At 39.3% G+C, this 19,060-nt stretch carries 17 protein-coding genes and 1 pseudogene; 7 read left to right on the top strand and 11 right to left on the bottom strand.

Annotated elements, in window-relative coordinates:
• Positions 1-108: 108 nt before the first annotated feature.
• Both ACWF5P_RS23260 and ACWF5P_RS23255 read left to right on the top strand, forming a co-directional pair.
• Positions 109-1,065, top strand: coding sequence for a D-2-hydroxyacid dehydrogenase (locus ACWF5P_RS23260; RefSeq protein ID WP_452445348.1), 957 nt, complete (start codon positions 109-111; stop codon positions 1,063-1,065).
• Positions 1,066-1,249: 184 nt separating this feature from the next.
• Entirely contained in the window at positions 1,250-1,450 is a 201-nt protein-coding gene (locus ACWF5P_RS23255) for a cold-shock protein (protein WP_029714163.1), read from the top strand.
• Between the two features lie 219 nt (positions 1,451-1,669).
• Here the strand turns inward: ACWF5P_RS23255 and ACWF5P_RS23250 are convergent, their stop codons facing one another.
• The 9 genes from ACWF5P_RS23250 to ACWF5P_RS23210 all read right to left on the bottom strand — a co-directional run bounded on the left by ACWF5P_RS23250 (position 1,670) and on the right by ACWF5P_RS23210 (position 11,585).
• Complete coding sequence (locus ACWF5P_RS23250) at positions 1,670-2,524, bottom strand: crotonase/enoyl-CoA hydratase family protein (protein WP_202190653.1); 855 nt, start codon at positions 2,522-2,524, stop codon at positions 1,670-1,672.
• 205 nt (positions 2,525-2,729) lie between these two features.
• Complete coding sequence (locus ACWF5P_RS23245) at positions 2,730-3,722, bottom strand: ABC transporter ATP-binding protein (RefSeq protein WP_048679436.1); 993 nt, start codon at positions 3,720-3,722, stop codon at positions 2,730-2,732.
• 13 nt (positions 3,723-3,735) lie between these two features.
• Complete coding sequence (locus ACWF5P_RS23240; RefSeq protein ID WP_034307038.1) at positions 3,736-4,749, bottom strand: ABC transporter ATP-binding protein; 1,014 nt, start codon at positions 4,747-4,749, stop codon at positions 3,736-3,738.
• 49 nt (positions 4,750-4,798) lie between these two features.
• On the bottom strand, positions 4,799-5,728 hold the full coding sequence (locus tag ACWF5P_RS23235; RefSeq protein ID WP_101225426.1) for an ABC transporter permease: 930 nt from the start codon (positions 5,726-5,728) through the stop codon (positions 4,799-4,801).
• Positions 5,728-6,657, bottom strand: coding sequence for an ABC transporter permease subunit (locus tag ACWF5P_RS23230; protein ID WP_434167032.1), 930 nt, complete (start codon positions 6,655-6,657; stop codon positions 5,728-5,730). The genes ACWF5P_RS23235 and ACWF5P_RS23230 overlap by 1 nt, the downstream gene beginning before the upstream one ends.
• Before the next feature lie 133 nt (positions 6,658-6,790).
• Positions 6,791-8,425, bottom strand: a complete 1,635-nt coding sequence (locus ACWF5P_RS23225; RefSeq protein ID WP_230175882.1) for a peptide ABC transporter substrate-binding protein — start codon at positions 8,423-8,425, stop codon at positions 6,791-6,793.
• A gap of 695 nt (positions 8,426-9,120) precedes the next feature.
• The gene (locus ACWF5P_RS23220) at positions 9,121-9,555 is read right to left on the bottom strand and encodes a DMT family transporter (protein ID WP_137017639.1); all 435 of its coding nucleotides are present in this window, start codon (positions 9,553-9,555) and stop codon (positions 9,121-9,123) included.
• A 154-nt stretch (positions 9,556-9,709) separates the two neighbouring features.
• Positions 9,710-10,288: a GNAT family N-acetyltransferase gene (locus ACWF5P_RS23215; protein WP_452445346.1), complete on the bottom strand. Its 579-nt coding sequence runs from the start codon at positions 10,286-10,288 to the stop codon at positions 9,710-9,712.
• 64 nt (positions 10,289-10,352) lie between these two features.
• Positions 10,353-11,585 carry an FAD-dependent oxidoreductase gene (locus tag ACWF5P_RS23210; protein WP_434167034.1) on the bottom strand — a complete coding sequence of 411 codons (1,233 nt, stop codon included), beginning with the start codon at positions 11,583-11,585 and terminating at the stop codon, positions 10,353-10,355.
• A 337-nt stretch (positions 11,586-11,922) separates the two neighbouring features.
• Between ACWF5P_RS23210 and ACWF5P_RS23205 the strand changes: the two genes are divergently transcribed.
• The 5 genes and pseudogenes from ACWF5P_RS23205 (at position 11,923) to ACWF5P_RS23185 (ending at position 14,948) form a co-directional block, all read left to right on the top strand.
• Positions 11,923-12,549: a CAP domain-containing protein gene (locus tag ACWF5P_RS23205; RefSeq protein ID WP_101225430.1), complete on the top strand. Its 627-nt coding sequence runs from the start codon at positions 11,923-11,925 to the stop codon at positions 12,547-12,549.
• 282 nt (positions 12,550-12,831) lie between these two features.
• On the top strand, positions 12,832-13,233 hold the full coding sequence (locus tag ACWF5P_RS23200; protein ID WP_452445345.1) for a helix-turn-helix domain-containing protein: 402 nt from the start codon (positions 12,832-12,834) through the stop codon (positions 13,231-13,233).
• 29 nt (positions 13,234-13,262) lie between these two features.
• A complete protein-coding gene (locus ACWF5P_RS23195; RefSeq protein WP_452445344.1) occupies positions 13,263-13,712 on the top strand; it encodes a tetratricopeptide repeat protein in 450 nt (149 codons plus the stop codon).
• 327 nt (positions 13,713-14,039) lie between these two features.
• Positions 14,040-14,279, top strand: a pseudogene (locus ACWF5P_RS23190) (IS5/IS1182 family transposase); the annotation flags it as partial.
• Positions 14,280-14,348: 69 nt separating this feature from the next.
• A complete protein-coding gene (locus tag ACWF5P_RS23185) occupies positions 14,349-14,948 on the top strand; it encodes an exonuclease domain-containing protein (protein WP_452445343.1) in 600 nt (199 codons plus the stop codon).
• Positions 14,949-15,144: 196 nt separating this feature from the next.
• Here ACWF5P_RS23185 and ACWF5P_RS23180 read toward each other — a convergent pair whose 3' ends face one another.
• Together ACWF5P_RS23180 and ACWF5P_RS23175 are read right to left on the bottom strand one after the other, a co-directional pair.
• Positions 15,145-17,541, bottom strand: a complete 2,397-nt coding sequence (locus ACWF5P_RS23180; protein ID WP_452445342.1) for a YhgE/Pip family protein — start codon at positions 17,539-17,541, stop codon at positions 15,145-15,147.
• A 406-nt stretch (positions 17,542-17,947) separates the two neighbouring features.
• Positions 17,948-18,946 carry an NAD(P)H-dependent flavin oxidoreductase gene (locus ACWF5P_RS23175; RefSeq protein WP_137017632.1) on the bottom strand — a complete coding sequence of 333 codons (999 nt, stop codon included), beginning with the start codon at positions 18,944-18,946 and terminating at the stop codon, positions 17,948-17,950.
• Positions 18,947-19,060: the final 114 nt, after the last annotated feature.

The raw sequence follows: 19,060 nt of genomic DNA, 5'->3' as shown, positions 1-19,060 counted from the left end.
TCCATTGATTATTAGTATTATAGCAAGATTGTTAAGCAATCGCTTTCCCGATTGAAAGATTTTCAAAACTTACGTATAATTCAGAAAAAAAGATATAGGAGGTTAGTTATGCCAAAAAGAAAACTAATAATAAGCCAAAATTTGAATGAGCTCTTACTACAGAAAATTAAAGAATTGGTTCCCGATTGGACGGTTATCACCGGAAGATCTCCGGAAATATGGAGAAATCATATAGCCGATGCTGAAGTGATCGCAGGCTGGAAAGCGGAAATGTCTGTATCGATTGATGCAAGCGAAGTAAAATGGATCCAGACATGGAGCGCCGGAGTGAATGCTTTACCCCTGGAAAATTTAGAACAAAGGAATGTTCAGATTACAACTGCAAACGGTGTTCATGCGTATCCCATTTCAGAGACTATTTTCGCGTTAATGCTTGCCTTAACAAGAAAAGTAGATACATATATTAAACAACAGCAGACAAAGACTTGGCATCACGCACATATGAAGCAGGAAATTCATGAAAAGACCATCGGAATCATCGGTGTCGGAAAAATCGGAAAGGAAACCGCAAAAATTGCCAAGGCTTTTGGCATGACAGTGTTAGGAATGCGCCATTCGAATAAATCAGAAGAATTTGTCGATGAGATGTTCACACAAAAACAATTGAATGATCTTCTTCCAAGATGTGATTATATTGTCGTGACATTACCTTTGACCCCAGAAACAAGGTATATGTTCGGGAAAAAGGAATTCAAGTTAATGAAGCGCTCCGCTTTTTTCATTAATATAGGAAGGGGAAATCTCGTCATTCAAAACGATTTGGTTCAAGCGCTTATGGACAAAGAAATTGCGGGTGCTGGACTTGATGTGTTTGAAACGGAGCCACTTCCTGAGAATAGCCCACTATGGGAGTTGGACAATGCAATCATCACGCCGCACACATCCGGAAATACGGAATTTTACGACCAAAGGCTCATTCATGATATTTTCATGCCGAATTTAAAGAACTATCTAAATGGTAAAAAACCTTCAATAAATTTACTTGATTACAAAAAAGGGTATTAAAAATTGTTCATCGAATGTGTACATAAATAATCTTCCCATGTTAGCTTGCAGATTCCGACATTATCTGTTATATTTAAAAAGAATTATTTTTGTTCGGGAAGATTGATAAGTGAAAAACTTTTCGTCTAATGATTGAGCAAGGGTAGTAACACAATGTGTGGATTCACACTAGGAGGCAACAACAATGGAACAAGGTAAAGTAAAATGGTTTAACGCAGAAAAAGGATTTGGCTTCATCGAACGCGAAAACGGAGACGATGTATTCGTACATTTCTCAGCTATCCAAAGCGAAGGATTCAAATCATTAGACGAAGGTCAAGAAGTTACTTTTGAAGTTGAGCAAGGTCAACGTGGACCACAAGCTACTAACGTTCAAAAAGCATAATTTTAAATACAATATATAACGGACCCTACTTGTAGGGTCTGTTTTTTTTGATTAAAAAAGCAATCATAAAAAAACCCTATTCACGGGGAATAGGGAACATGAAACAAGTTTAGTAAATGGTAAACCCAGTATAACACACTAAGAATAGAAACCCTAATTTATCCGAAAAGTAAAAATTATCACGCACTTCCCCTGGTTTCCCTGGGCCATTCCATTCAATCATTTCTTATCCACTTCATATGTTCGATCCGTTCCCCAAGGATAAAACGGAGGCATATCACTACTGCTTTTCATCTTGAAATCAGCTTTCCTTTTTTCGAGGAAAGCTTCGATCCCTTCTAGTGCATCCGCTTGTTTTCCGGTCCAATGAATCATTTTCGATTCTATTTTGTGTGATTCAACAGGATGGTTTGCACCGAGCATGGTCCACATTAATTGCCGGGATAACGTCACAGAAACGGAAGATGTATTTTCCGCAATGTCTGTTGCAATTTCCATAGCAGCAGACATCAATTCTTCTGGCTCGACGATCTTGTTTACCAACCTTCCCTCATATGCTTCACTGGCCGAAATCATCCTGCCGGTAAAAATCCATTCGGAAGCTTTGCCCATTCCGACAAGCCTGGGTAAGAACCAGCCGCTGCATGCCTCCATCGTTATCCCCCGCCTCGCAAATACAAAGCCCATATTTGCATCTGTTGAAGCGATTCTAATGTCCATGGGCAAAGTCATTGTTATCCCAATCCCGACTGCCGCTCCATTAATGGCAGCAATCATAGGTTTCTTCATCTCGAAAATCCGTAATGACAACATTCCTCCTGCATCGCGGTATTCAACCAAAGGAGTGTGATCCATAAACGTTTCTGCACCTTTTTCCAAATCCATTCCAGCACAAAAAGCATCCCCAGCGCCAGTTAATATGACGGCTCTTACGTCATCATTTTCATCCGCTTCATTAAAAGCGCGAATCATCTCCTCACACATCTTTTCATTGAAAGCATTCATTCTCTCTGGACGATTAAGAGTAACAATCATGACACGATCGACGATCTCACTAGTTATCGTGGAATACAATAACAGTCCCTCCTTCTCTCACAAATTGAAACATTCAACAGAATTTTATATTTACATATAATTACATTTTATATGTTTTATTTTCAGATTCCTAGTTTTTTATTTTGACATGCTGATAAATAATTTGATAATCGTTTCTATTCTAAAAATATTTTACATAAATGTGTAAAAAAAGACCAGTCGCAAATGCAACTGGTTTTTTTGTTTACCAATATAAATGACAAGCAACGAAATGCCCTGGTTTTTGTTCTTTCCATTCAGGTACAGCACTGGAGCATATCTCCATCGCCTTAGGACAGCGCGTCCGAAATACACAGCCGCTCGGCGGATTGATCGGACTTGGTACATCGCCTTTAAGGACGATCCTTTCCCGTTTAATAGTCGGGTCTGGTATCGGCACTGCGGATAGCAAGGCCTGTGTGTATGGGTGTAGCGGATCTTTCGTTAAAGAATCACTATCCGAAAGTTCCATCATTCTTCCAAGGTACATGACTAAAATGCGATCTGAAATATACTTGACCATCGATAAATCATGCGCGATGAATAAATAAGTCAATCCCATTTCTTTTTGCAGTTCTTTTAATAAGTTGACCACTTGGGCCTGTATCGAAACATCCAAAGCAGAGATTGGTTCATCACAAACGATGAATTTAGGATTTAAAGCCAATGCCCTTGCAATTCCAATACGCTGGCGTTGTCCGCCACTGAATTCATGCGGAAAACGAGTGATATGTTCCGGACTTAAACCAACCAGCTTTAACAGGTCTTCCACCCGTTTTCTTCGCTCTTTACCTTTTGATATCCCATGAATGGCAAGTGGTTCGCCAATCAATTCCTCCACCTTCATCCTTGGGTTCAAGGATGCGTAAGGATCTTGGAAAATCATTTGTATTTCACGGCGGATATGTGACATTTCCCCGGGTTTGTAATCGAAAATATTTTTCCCCTGAAAAAGAACTTCTCCATCTGTCGGTTCATATAATCGAGTGATTGTACGACCTGCAGTCGACTTACCGCAACCGCTTTCCCCAACAAGACCGACAGTTTCCCCTGGATAGATTTTGAGATCCAAACCGTCTACCGCTTTAAGCGATTGAGAACCGATAGGAAAATGCTTCTTCAGATTCTTTATTTCAACAAGAGGAGAATTTTCGTTGTATGTCTTTTCTTTTACGGCCTTATTTTTCAGTGAAACCATTGGTTCTCCTCCTTTATACATTAGTCGGTGCTTGTACCTGTGCTGCCTTGGCCATCGGGTGGTGCAGCCAGCATGCGGCTGTCTGACCTTCTTCCACTACTTCAAGCTCCGGATCATGGTCTTTGCACACTTTCATTGCTGATTCACATCTTGGGTAAAATGGGCATCCTTTTGGCGGATCCAATAAATCCGGTGGTGATCCGATAATCGGAACCAACGGAGCCGTTTTTTCCATATCCAGCCTTGGCACCGTTTTAAGCAAACCTCTTGTATAAGGATGCTGCGGGTTTGAAAATATAGCCTCTACCGTACCCGTCTCAACAACCTTGCCTGCATACATGACGACTACCCGTTCACAAGTTTCTGCAACCACGCCTAAATCATGAGTGATTAAAATGATGGAAGTATCCATTCTTCGTTGGATATCTTTCATCAGTTCCAAAATTTGCGCTTGTATCGTTACATCCAATGCAGTTGTTGGTTCATCGGCAATCAGTAATTTCGGTTCGCAAGCAAGGGCCATCGCTATCATCGCCCTTTGGCGCATACCACCTGAAAACTCATGCGGATATTGCTGCATCCTTTTTTCCGGCTGTGGAATACCTACTAGTTTCAGTGTTTCCAACGCCCGTTCGTATGCATCATTTCGGGACATATTTTTATTATGCTTTAAAATGCCTTCCATGATCTGGCTGCCGATTTTTGTCGTTGGATTGAGCGAAGTCATCGGATCCTGGAAAATCATGCTGATTTCATTTCCGCGAATCCTCTGCATTTCCTTTTCACTCATTTTAAGAAGGTCTTTACCGCCAAAGTTTATCGACCCTTTTCCATACTCTGCCGGGGGTGTTTCCAATAATCTCATGATAGATTTCGCTGTAACACTTTTGCCGCATCCGGACTCCCCAACAATCGCAACGGCTTCCCCCTTTTTCACGCCAAAGTTCACACCGCGAACCGCTTGCACTTTACCTGCATAAGTATGGAAGGTGATTTGTAAATCGTTGACTTCTAATAGGTTCTCCATCATCGTCCCTCCTATTCTAGTAATATCAAATCATTATGTTAGGACTCATTTATTTCCGTAGTTTTGGATCTAAGGCATCCTGCAACCCGTCACCAGCCACATTGAACGCGAACATCGTTAAGGAAATCAATATTGCCGGGATTAACAGTTGATAGAAATTCCCTACCAGAATGCTTCCCAGTGCATCACTTGTCAATGTTCCCCAGCTTGCCTGAGGTGCCGGAACTCCCAGTCCCAAAAAGCTAAGTGTAGCTTCAGCAAAAATGGCAGTAGGTACAGTCAACGTTAAATTGACAAGGATCGGTCCCATTGTATTAGGAATCATGTGTTTTCTTAAAGTCCAGCTCGTATTGGCTCCAGAGATAGTTGCAGCATGGATATATTCATTCTCTTTCAGTTGTAAAACCTGTCCCCGTACCAGTCGCGCCATCGGAATCCACCCCGTAATCGACATCGCAATGATGATCGGCAGAATACCAGGTTTTAATACGACCATCATTAAGATAACCATCAATAGGTATGGAATCGCATAGATAACCTCGGCAAACCGCATCATGATATTATCCGTGCGTCCACCGCGAATGGCAGAAATCCCGCCATAAAGGACACCAATTAAAAAGTCTATCAGCGCTGCCATCAATCCAATGAACAAAGATATCCTTGCACCGTACCAAGCTCGCGTAAATAGATCCCTTCCTGATGAATCCGTTCCAAACCAATGCTCGCTATTTGGGCTAAGATTCTTATTCTCGAAATCTTGTCCATAATAAGTATATCCGTTAATGTACGGACCAAAAATCGCCATCAAGACCAAGAGGATTATAAGAACAAATCCAGTCATCGCCAGCTTATTTTCTTTAAATCGACGCCAGACGTCAGACCAATATGAAACTGTAGGTCTTGCTATTTTTTCAGCTTCCTTAAAGTTGCCTTCGGCGGGTTGGAACATATCTTCGGTTAAATGCACTTTATCTGCCATTATTTCTTCTCCCCCGTCACTTTAATTCTAGGATCAATCAACGTATAGGCGACATCAACAATGAATATCAATAGAATAAGCACCGCACTATACACAATTGTGGAACCAAGAATCACCGGGTAGTCCCTGTTGGATATTCCCTTTACGAACATATCTCCCATGCCCGGAATACCAAAAATACGTTCAATGATGAAGCTTCCTGTCACGATATTAGCCGTAAGGATGCCCAGAATCGTGATAATCGGCAATAACGCATTCCGAATCGCATGTTTGATTATGACACCGCTCCGTTTCAATCCTTTGGCTTTTGCTGTCAAAATGTAATCCTGCCCCATTACTTCAAGCATGCTTGTCCGCATCAGTCTCGCGATGAAAGCAAGCGGCATCATAGAAAGGGCAATGGATGGTAAAATGGTATGCTGCCATGTCGCCCATGTAGCAACAGGGAATATATTCCATTTAATTGCAAAATAATTGATTAAAATAGTCGCCAGGATAAAGTTAGGAACGGAAATCCCTACGATGGCAATGATCATTGATAAATAGTCGGGCCATTTATTTCTTTTCAGTGATGCCACGACACCCAAAATGAGGCCAAAGAAGATGGCAATCACCAAAGCTTGTGCCCCTAAGTGCAAGGACACCGGAAACCCCTTCAAAATGTAATCATTCACGGAAATGGATGAAGATTTCAATGAAGGACCAAAATCAAATTGAACGACTTCCAATAAATAATTCCCATATTGGGTCAACAACGGCTTGTCCAATCCATAGTGGACTTGAAGGTTTTCATAAACAGCAGGAGGCATGGCTCCTTCTTTTGCAAATGGATTTCCCGGAATCGTATGCATTATGATGAACGTTAATGTAATAACAGCCCATAAAGTAATAATCGCCCATTTAAAACGGTTTAATGTATATCTCAACATGGTAATCACCCCAATCATCGATTTTCTAAGAAGTTGAAAACGGAAATGAATGCATGAAATATTCAAATTCGCAATTGAAAAATGGGGTATGTCCTTAATCGGACATACCTCCCATTTCACTATTATCCTTCTATTATTTTTTATCCGCGTAAATAAAGTTCGGATAAGCGTTAATCGGAGCAAAAACTCCAGTAACATTCGATTTAACCATATATGGTTTTGTATAGAAGTAAACCGGAAGGATCGGCATTTCGTCAATCATGACTTTCTCTGCTTTATGCAAAGCATCCATGCGTTCTTTTGGATCCATTGTAGATTTTGCTTCTTTTAATAAATTATCATATTCTTTGTTTGACCAACCTGCATCATTATAGGCGCCGTCCGTTTCCCAAAGCATGAATGTCATCGGGTCAACATAGTCACCAACCCATCCTGCACGGGAAATTTCAAAGTCACCAGCTTTTTCACGGTCAAGCTTAACTTGGAATTCTGCATTTTCAAGTGTCACTTCAACACCTAAGTTATCACGCCACATTCCTTGAACCGCTTCAGCAATTTTCTTGTGTGAATCTAAAGTGTTATACAAAATTGAAAACTCAGGTAATTCTTTCATGCCTTCTTCAGCAAGTCCTTCTTTTAACAATTTCTTAGCTTCGGTAACATCTTCCTTAAATAGGTTACCTGTATTTTCCTGGAAATCTCCAGATGCATCAGGAATACCCGGAGGGACTACGCCGAAAGCAGGCTTTTGTCCGCCTTGAGCAACATTTTCGGTGATTTTTTGACGCTCGATAGCCATTGAAAGCGCTTTCCTTACTTTAGCATTATTGAAAGGTTTCACTTCTGTATTAAAGTTGTAATAGTAAACGGCAAGTTCTTTGCCCATTTTGAATTCTTTATCATCAGAATTGACCATTTGACCTTGAATATCCACTGGCAGTGGATAAGCGAGGTCCAATTCGCCACTCTGATACATTTGCCATGCTGTATTTTCATCTTCAATTAGAGCAAAGTTAACCGCATCCAATTTGATTTTATCTTTATCGTAGTAATTTTCATTCTTTTCGATTTTCAGGCTTTCTTTATGTTTCCACTCCGTTAATTTGAACGGACCGTTTGAAACGTGAGTTTTTGCATCCAAAGCCCATTTTGGATTTTCTTCCTGTACCTTTTTATTGATTGGATAGAAAGTATAGAAAGAAGTCAAGTCAAGGAAATACGGTGTAGGCTGTTCCAAAGTAACGACTAATGTATGTTCGTCTGTCGCTTTAACCCCTACGTCCTCTTCCTTCCCTTTCTTACTGTTGTAAGCTTCCCCGCCTTTAAGATAATAAAGTTGGTAAGCATAATCAGCAGCCGTTTCCGGTTTCAAAGCATATTTCCAAGCATATTCGAAGTCATTGGCTGTAAGCGGATCTCCATTTGACCATTTCAAACCATCTTTCAATTTGAATGTCCAAGTTAATCCATCTTCACTGATTTCCCATGATTCTGCAGAACCAGGTACGATTTTGCCTTCTTCCGTTTTCTTTGTCAGTCCCTCAAACGTATGTTCAAGGATCCATGATTCATGAGTACCTTGTGCATTTGCAGGGTGAAGCGAACCAGGTTCACTCGAATTGTTTACATTTAATACCTTTGATCCGGATGAGTCACCCGAGCCACCTTCTTTTTCATTCGAAGTTTCCTTCGAACCGCCATTGCATGCCGCAAGCATAAGCATGATGGCCATAAGAAGAGCAAGCACTGAAAATTTAGACTTTTTCAAAAAATATTCCCCCTCATCTTTAATCTTTCTTAGAATAATCACATTTAAGAGATTATCCTTCTAACACCTATTAATCTTTCGTATAGTACAAATAATGTCAGCGAGGAAAGTTAGAAGCATTCATTGCAGGAATTCACCAAAAAACAACTAGCGAACCGTTTGCATAAATCTGTATTTCTACCTATAAAAGCAATTAATGCAGTTTACTAGTTAAAAATCACCCTCTTTTCAACCTCGCTAAGGGTACTATACCTCGAATTAAAGATGTTGAATTTTAAGTATATTACGAATAAATCAAAAAATCAATAAACCAGTGAGTACTTTTTCACAATATAGTAATTAATTGCTAATCAATTCGATCTAGATACTAGGTAAATAGAAATGATCACCTGAAAGGACTTCCGACTTCCAGGTGTTTTTCCAAACACCTCTAAATCAGTATTCATATAGGTTCTCTTGTCTATTTATTTCTAAATATTCTAATAATTAATGTTAGGTTGGTTACTAAGACCACCTTCCTAGCAAACCATCCACTCTCAAATAATATATTTTAGTAGGATAATGCATTACTTCATTAAAATATTTAGTTCTTTTTAATCGATATCCAAATAACGGTTAATAACTATGGTAGAATAGAAATATCCCTTCATTCTCCCCTATATGTACCCGTCGTTTCAATGGAAAATGACCCTTCTTCATTTATGATTAAATAAATATAATGACACGAAAAGTAAACATATGCCTGCCACCTTTTTCGCGTCCAATGGGATGCGTACCCCTCCAAATAAACCGAAATGGTCAATGACAGCCCCGATTAGTATCTGGCCTGCGATAACCCCGACCAATGCAGGTGCCACTCCAATCTGAGGGACAACCAATATAATAACAATGACATAAATAGCCCCTAACAGTCCGCCTATCAATTGCCATTTTGGTACAGAAGCTACCGCAGAAATATTTCCATTTCCTGCAAACAAAACAATAAATAATAAAGCGAGTGTCCCGATTCCAAACGAAATGAAAGAAGCCTCAATGACCCCCACTTTTTTCCCTAATCCACCATTGATTTGTCCTTGTATGGCAATGGTGATGCCGCCTAGGACCGCAAGCAACGGAAATAGTATCTTCACAATGATTTTGCTCCTTTTTATGTCCACCCGGACTGATTAAATGAATTCGCATTCCATTTTAACATGAAAAATATGTATATTGTCCATTACTGATATAAAATCATCTGCAAATAAAAAACTGGCACTTGGGCCAGCTGCAATCTTCTATATTAAACTAAAATCTATTTGATCCCTGAACACTTTGTTGCCGTAACTGGCAATACTCTGTGCTTAACAAGGAAAACACAAGGGCATCATGCGATTGTTCACGAAGAAATAGATAACTTCGGAGGCTGCCTTCCTCTTTGAATCCAAATTTCTTCAATAGGTTTCTGGATGCAATATTATCCTTGAAAGTTAAAGCGGCGATTCTTTGTAGTTTCAATTCTTCAAAGCAATAGCGCAATACTTCGTCGACAGCTTCAGACGCAAGGTGTTTCCTCCAATATTCAGGATGGATTTCATATCCTATTTCAGCGCGTTTGTTGGCTAGGCTCAATTGATTCAGGCCAACGGTACCGATGAATTTGCCTGAATCCTTTAAAATGACTCCCCATCGCATCCCACGTTTGTTTATATAGGCACTTTTAAACGAGTCGATTAAGCGACGGGCATCTTCTAATAGAATTAAACTTTCTATCCCATCATATTTAGTCACTTCATCTTTAGAGAGGATTTCAAATAGACTCTCAGCATGATGGTGACCTATTTCGATTAAACGCAGCCTTTCTGTTTCCAATTCCTTAAACCACATCGAAGAATCCCTCCGTATATTCAGCTGTCTACTTATTTCTATTCATGAATAAGAGATACCTGTTTTAATGGACAATACTTTTTGAAAAATTCCTTTCCTTAACGTACAATGCCGAGTCCTCATGTCCACCCTTTGTAATCAAATCCCTGATGATTTGGGAAAGGATGACACTGTAAACCGTTCCATTCCCGCCATAACCCAATAAGAAGTAGCAATTAGGATGGTCAGGATACATTCCTATTGTCGGTAAGCCATCATGGGTCTCACCAAAAAAAGCTCCCCAATAATAATCAGCCGAAATCCGATTCTCTAATTCTGGAAACAAATTGACAAGCCGCTTTAATAATTTATCTCTTTTGTTCAAAATCATTGAATCCCTTTTATCCAGATAACCGGTCGATTCATCAAGACCACCAATGATAATTCGATTGTCAGGAGTTTTTCTTGCATATAAATAAGGCCGTGCCGTTTCCCATATCATCATATTATCATGCCATTTAGCTTGATCTGCTATTTGATTGGTTGCGATGGCATACGAACTGAGAATCACTGCATTTTTATCCTTCACCTCTTCTTGGGCTTCATACCCAGTTGCGAAGATGACCGTCTGTGCATGTATCGTATGTCCGGTTTGGGTAAATAACTGGGTTTGATTCTCTTTTAATATCTTCCCATTGATTTTTGTTTTTGAATAGACACGTACGCCTTTCGAAACTGCCTTTTCAATCAATAAATGTGCATGTTTATAAGGATTGATTTCAGCATCATTATCTGTAACCAGCGCTCCTGCTTTCGGAAATGAAAATTTCCGGTTAATCTCTTTTTCAGTATAATATTCAACAGGGAAATTGCGGGATTTCAGATTATTATATTCTTCTTTAAGCATAGAAACATCCTTGGGATTGGATGCATAGTATAAGCTTTTTCTAATTTTAAAATCCGGGTTTTCCTTTAAACTTGGAACAACCTCTTTTTCAAGTATCCGAATGGCGTCCAAACAACGCAGAACATGCCGCGTCCCAGCTTCTTCTCCAAAACTATGAATGAGGGATGTTAATGTTTTATCATTTGAATACTGTAAGAGTCCAGTATTCGCAACCGTACTCCCTTCACTTATATCCCGTTTATCGATCAGAACCACATCCAGACCCGTCTCTGCCAAAAAATAGGCACAGTGCGCCCCCGATGAACCACTCCCCACTATACAAACATCACATGAAAGATCCTCTTCCAGCATTGGGTATTCTTTTGCTTCAAATGTATCTTTCCAAAACAATTTGCCTGCCTTTAAATCCATACAAGTTCCACCCTTAGGATAATTTATTAGTTCAATCATATTTAGTTACATATAACTATATCGTTTTGATGTTCTTATTGTTTACCCTGACAAACACGGCCTGCAAACGTAAAATGATTCTTTATCTACATGTAATGATCCTACCAATTTATCAAAAAGCCCTATGATTTTGATTTACCATATACTCTCCCAAGTTATATGGACCCGTATTTTGTATGTTCTTATTCGATACCTTTTTCCCATTCCAATAAAGAATGTTAATGAGCTAATTTTACACAAAACTATTTTTATAGCATACTATACTTCCAATCCAGATATTCTACTAGGAGGAATCAAAATGAAGAAAATCATCATTTTATCAGCACTGTCTCTATCCCTACTATCTCCAAAAGTTGCAATGGGAGCCAATACATACGAGGTGGCAAAAGGAGATACCTTAACGAAAATTGCTTCTGAATATGATGTCAGCATTGACGAATTACTCAAAACGAACTCTGCTATAAAGGATGCAAATCAAATTCGAATCGGACAAATCATTAATCTTCCGGCATCCAACACAACAGTAAATCAAAAAGAAAGTCAATCAGTTGAACAGCGGGTTCTTAGTTTGGTTAACGAAGAACGTTCAAAAGCTGGCCTCTCTCCCCTTGAAATGGATACAGACGTTTCCAACGTAGCAATTCTGAAATCTGAGGATATGCGTGATAATAATTATTTCAATCATACAAGCCCGAGTTATGGATCGCCTTTCGATATGATGAAATCCTTTGGGATCAGTTACGAGTACGCAGGGGAAAATATCGCAGCAGGTCAACCTAGTGCGGATGCTGTCATGAAATCATGGATGAACAGCCCCGGACATAAGGCCAATATCCTGAATAAGAACTATACACATATTGGAATTGGGCATGTGACAGGAGGGAAATACGCCCACTATTGGACCCAGCAATTCATTGGAAATTAATAACGTTAGAGGCGGCAGGTTGCCGCCTCTTTTTTTATCCTTATATTTTAAATTTAATGCTTGCTATTATCCGTGAATATATACTTTTCTCACTTTATATTGAAAAGACGTCATATTAGTTTGCTCACTTCAATAATAAAACGCAATTCATAATTTTTGTTGTAGGGATACCTTGGAAAACACGTAAAGTAGTTATTTCGAACCATCTTTCATTATCTTACTGATAAAAATTAAATTATGTTAAAATAGAATTCTAGATATAGGTACAAAGGGGCAATTGTAATGAAAATAGAGGTTGGCTCTGTTATCAACGAATTACGAATAAAACAAAATCTTACAAGGGAAGAACTGGCTAAGGATATATGTGAACCTAATGACCTGTCAGATTATGTAAGAAGCATCACTTCTCCAACCATTGATGAATTGGCACTTTTTGCGGATAAACTTAAAGTTGACCTGCCGTATTTCTTCACTACCAAAAATGAACCGATTTATAATTACATAGAAACGATAAAACTTTTGATTAACAAATACAAACGAACTCGTAATTATGAAGCAATCTATGAAATCGTCCAAAAAGAAATGGCAACTGCACCGGAAAAATCGATATCATTTTATCAATTCTTAAAATGGCATGAAGGTATCTCTTTTTTTATTTATACAATGACAAACAAAAGGCTATAGAATTATTGAATGAGGCCATTCATATTACCATGGGTAAACGAGTCATTCTTCATCAACAGGAAATAGAAGTTTTAAATAGTATCGGGATCATCCATTTTAAAACGAAGAATTATGAAGAGGCCATCGCCATCTTCAATGAAGCACTGGAATTTATCGAGAATATTCCCCATGTGAATCAAGAAGGTACCATTATCGTGAAGATCATTCATGGATTAGCACAAACATTGACTGAACTTCATTATTATCAGGAATCATTAAATTATACTCTTAAAGGGATCAACATTTGCAATTCGATAGAATCATTATATTTATATGCGGAACTCCATCTTTTAACTGGTAAAAATCTGGTTCATCTTCAACAACCTGAAGAAGGACTGCACTATATAAAGCAATCCAAGAACATTTTCAGCCTTCAAAAAAACGAAGAATTCGTACAAATTGCCGAACATGAATTGGAAAGCATTTTGCAATGCTTATGAACTTCAATGGATAAAAAAAGATAGAGATTGCTTAAAATCTCTATCTCAGACTGTAGACAAACTCGATGAAAATCGAGTTTGTCTACAGTCTTTTTTGGCTTTACAAATTTTGACGTTGATTTCCACTTCAGGCACACGCTTTCCGCGGGCGGTCCGGGAGCCTCCTCGGCGCACTTGCGCCTGTGTGGTCTCCCTTGGACTCGCTATTCCCGCAGGAGTCTCGCACACCCGCTCCAATCAACTATGTTTAAAATTTTAGATGGAACTCCTTTTGCCTATAATCTTTTTTGTTTTAAAATAGAACTATTAATACTTGAGGTGATGAGGATGCTTTCGAAACATAATTCTATTCAGCGAGACCAACTTGAAATGATTACTTTAGATCAACTGGCGCCGGCGAATCATTTGGTTCGTATAATTGAAGCTTCCATTGACTTCACTTTCATTTATGACTTGATGAAAGATATGTATTCAGAGGTAGGACGCCCAAGTATTGATTCAGTTATTTTAGTTAAACTGACATTCATTCAATATACCTTCGGTATTCGTTCCATGCATAAAACGATCATTACACTTTCAATAGCTATTCTATGTCAGCTATAATAGAAGAATGTAACCAAACTGGAGGAAAAAAAATTGACTAATAGATTAGGTTTAGTACTCGACGTAGAAACAACTGGTTTACGTCCCTCTTCAGATGAAATTATCGAGCTTGCCCTTATACTCTTTACATACAGCAGTGAAACAGGGGAAATCATTAATCTTGTTGATCAAGAATCATTTTTGAGGGAGCCTCTCTCCTATGGAGCAAGAAGGAATTATGATCAAGCATACAGAATTCATGGGATTCCATACAGCTCCGTCGAAGGAAAAAGTTTTCACGATGAAAAAATTAGATCCTTCATTGCCCGTACCGATTCTATTTTCGCACATAATGCTTCTTTCGATAGAAGTTTTCTCTACCAAATGTATCCGGAAATCAATGATCAAAAATGGTTCTGTACGATGCGGAATGTACCTTGGAAGCAATATGGATTTGAGAATAGTAAACTCTTAACATTACTGCAGGCACATAATATCACCAATTTTCAAACACACAGGGCTATGGACGATATTGCTTATCTAATGGAACTTATGAGAAAACCAGGTCCTTCTGGCCATCCTTATTTAAAGGATGTCATTGCAAAAAATCCGATGAAGAAATATGCACCTGCACCTCAAAAGACAAGGGTATAGCCGTTTCAATAATTACTTCATTGTTCAGGCTGTACCAATGTTTAGTCACAAACAAACCGTTGCCAATTCCGTTAGAAAATGAATACATTTCTTTACGATTGGTGTTATTTTAGGGGCACTTTTATTTTCCTGCATTTCACTTATTACCTGATATTTATCAAAAAACAGCGACCCATGACGGGTCGCTGTTTTTTGATCATTGTACAGTTGCTTTTTCCTGTTGTTCATTTAATGCGCCGTTCAATTTCTTATGCCGATACATAAAGTAAAGAAGTGATAATATTAATGCCGCAACGAGGAATATGGCCAATATGCCAAGATTATGCCACATGAAGCTATAATCTCCTGTTGAAATCACTGCCCGAAAAGCATTAATAGAGTAAGTCATCGGTAAGAACGGTGTGAATCCTTGCAGGAAGCCTGGAACCAATTCATTTGGGAATGTTCCGCCACTGCTTGTCAGTTGAAGAATCAAAATCAATAATGCTATGAACCGGCCAGGATTGTCAAAGGCCGAACCAAGGAACTGAATGATTGCCATGAATGTGCAGCTAGCAAGAATACTTACTGCAAAAAATAGTGGCAGGCTCGTAACATTGATTCCAAGGCCTAAAATTAAAATCGAGTCCACCAATATGGCTTGACAGATTCCTATGAGAGCCATGACGCTGTATTTACTAATAAACCAGCTAAATCCACTCGCCGGTTTAACAGCAGGGTCTCTTAACGGGAAAATGATTGTCAGAACGATAGCCCCGATAAATAAACTTAATGAAATTAAATATGGTGCAAAACTTGTTCCATAGTTCGGTACATTATTAATTGGTAATTTATCCACTTTAACTGGGCTTGCAAACATGTCATATACTTCTTCATTGGATTTTATCTTACCTGCTTCGTTTGCCCCGTCATTCAATTCCTCATGTAATTCTGCAGATCCATCTGAAAGTTTGGCGATTCCATCTTGTAACTTTATGGCACCATTCGCCAGTTCTCCCATACCGCTAGTAAGGCTGGATGAACCCTCCTTCAACTTATCCGTTCCCGTAACCAGACCTTTCGAACCTTCGGAAAGCTGTGAGGTTCCACTTGATAATTGCTTGGAGCCATCTTCAAGCTGATCAAGCCCGCTTACCAAGTTATTGCTGCCTTCGGTTAACTGTCCTAGCCCACTCTGAGCGGAATCTATACTATCGCCAAATGTTGTCAAACCAGACACCAATTGACCTTGACCATTTTTCAGTTCATTCGCCCCATTGGCGAGTTTATCCTGAGCTTGCTTTAATTGAGTGAAACCTCCGCTTAATGCACTTGTACCTTCACCTAACTGATTTGCACCATCACTAAGGCTATTTGAGCCTTTAGCAATTTCAGTTGCACTGGCTGATAGTTTCCCTACTCCTTCAGAAACTCCTTTACTACCTTCACTGATTCGGGTTAGAGAAGAAATCACTTCCTCCAAACGCGCTTTTTCTGCAGGATCATCCGCAGCTTCAGATTGTTGTTTCAATCCGGAAATAACCTCATCCAATCCTGCCGACACTTCAGATGCCCCCGCTTTTGCTTCGTTCGATGCTGCGCTCCAATCAGACAATGAACCTGAAAGCCGGGCAGCACCAGCCGCTACACCATTTGCTCCCTCAGTCAAAGCGGGCAGCTTTTCTTCTATTTGATTGAAGCCCTCTAATGACTGCTGCAGTCCAGAGGCCAATTCACCAGTTCCCGCTTCAGATTTCTTGGCTCCTTGCAAAAGCTCGGATTGCCCATCTTTCATTTGTCCAACACCAGAGCTGAACTGTTGTAACCCTTGATTGAGTTCTTTCGATCCTGCAGCTGCCGAACCGACCCCATTCGAAAAGGTCAATGATTTTTCAGCTAATTTTTCCAAGTTTTCATGGATTTCGACAGAACCTGAATGAAGGGAATCAATTCCTTCATCCACTTTTTTGGACCCTTCTTTGGCTGAGTTAATCCCTTCACCAAGTTCACTGGATCCGTTCTTCACTGTATCTGTCCCATCTTTCAATTCCCCAGCTCCATCACTGGCACTTTTGAGTCCGTCAGCCACTTCGTTCAAATTATCGAACATTGACTCTGCATAGGTTTTCGTAACGGCTGACGATACCTCCCCTTTAATTCTCTCCGAAGCTGCGTCACCTATTTTAGTCGATATATAGTTGAACCCTTCATTGGACGTATAAATCAAATCAAGTTTTTCCGGATTGTCCTCCTGTAAGGTCGTTGCATTCTTCGAAAAGTTTTTCGGGATTTCTATTTTCATGTAATAATCTTGATTTTCAAGACCTTCATTGGCTTCTTTTTGACTAACGAAATGCCAATCGAAATCCTTCTTTTCCTTTAATTCCTTGACTAAATCTTTTCCTATTGTAAGTTCCGATTCATTGAACTCCGCACCCTCATCCATATTGACAATGGCAACAGGCAATTGGTCGACCTTACCATATGGATCCCAAAATGCCCACAGGAACGTGCCGCTATATAATAAAGGAATCAGTATGATCCCTATTATGGAAATGAGTATCATAGGATGTTTTATTATGGCTAAAAATTCACCCTTTAAAGATTTAAACACGCCTACCAAGCCCTCCTATACGACGAATATGCCGTTTATTAATCTATCTAGGTGAAAACTGATTGAAGAATGCATAATTAAGTCATTTGCTTCTGCAATATAAATTTAAATTCTTCTTCACCTTAATATATATAATTTTTAAACAATCAATAATTACTGACCATATTGTTCATTTGGTCAGTATCACGAAAATAATATAACATTTATCCTTCTTTTTATCAATATTTTTTCACAATCTTACCTCGTATATTTACTGCTTTTCTCTTTATATCCTATTTTGATTGCCTTTTTAGCTGATTGAGACCTTATCATGAATTATGTCTGACATTATATAGCAAAAAAGGATATCCATAATGGATACCCTTTTTGTTAGCTATATTAGCATAATTAATAAAGCGCTTTCATATCATTTTGATATAATTCCTTTTAATTTTTCGGCCTGCCCGGTCAATTTCTTCAAAGACTCCTGATACTCTTTTTCCAATTGTTTAATGATGCCGGCAGCGGTATCTATTTTTTTAATTGCCCCTACACCATGACCCGCTGACCAAATATCACGCCACGCTTTAGATTCAGATGGTTTGGACATGCTGTCAAAATCGACTTTTTCTTTTTTGGCTAATTGTTCCGGGTCCATGCCTTCCTTTCTGATGCTCGGTTTCAGCATATTACAATTAACGCCTGAAAATGCATCAGTCAAGATGATGTCATCATGATCACAATCGACAAGCATTTCACGATATTCATCATTTGCCCTGCTCTCTTTCGCCACGATAAAACGTGTACCCATATATGCAAGATCCGCTCCAGCTGCCTGAGCTGCCAAAATACTGTGACCAGTACTGATGGATCCGGCAAGCAAAATGATTCCGTCCCAGAAAGTCCTTACGCTGTCCACGAAAGCAAAGCTATTTATCTCACCCGCATGACCACCGGCTCCCGCGGCAACCAAGATCAATCCGTCCACACCTGACTCCGCAGCTTTTTTTGCAAAATCCACAGAACTGACATCCGAAAAGACCAAGCCGCCATAGCTATGTACGACATCCACCACATGTTTGGGTGAACCTAATGATGTAATGACGATGGGAGGCTGATGCTTTTTGACCAATTCCAACTCTTCTTCAAGCCGGCTATATGTACGGTGGACAACCATATTCATTGCCCATGGAGCAATCTTTGAGCCTGGTTCTTTATCCTTTGCTGCAATCAATGTGTCGTTTATGTCACCCATCCATTGATCCAGTACCTCTATCGGACGCGCATTCGGTGCTGGAAAAGAGCCGATCACCCCATTCAAACAGCATTCTTTCACTAACTCAGGACCGGATATTAAAAACATAGGTGCTGAGATAACTGGTAAAGATAATTGATTCCACCACTGTTCAGGCAAACTTCTAGTCATCCATTAAACCTCCCATTATTAATATATTACCAAAATATAACACTACAAGATTATCATACTTCTAAAATACACAATTTTCAAGAAATTTAATTTAGCAGCAAAAATTTCATTTTC

The sequence above is a fragment of the Peribacillus sp. NPDC055009 genome (genome assembly GCF_053608705.1).
This window is presented reverse-complemented; position numbering and strand designations above follow the sequence as displayed.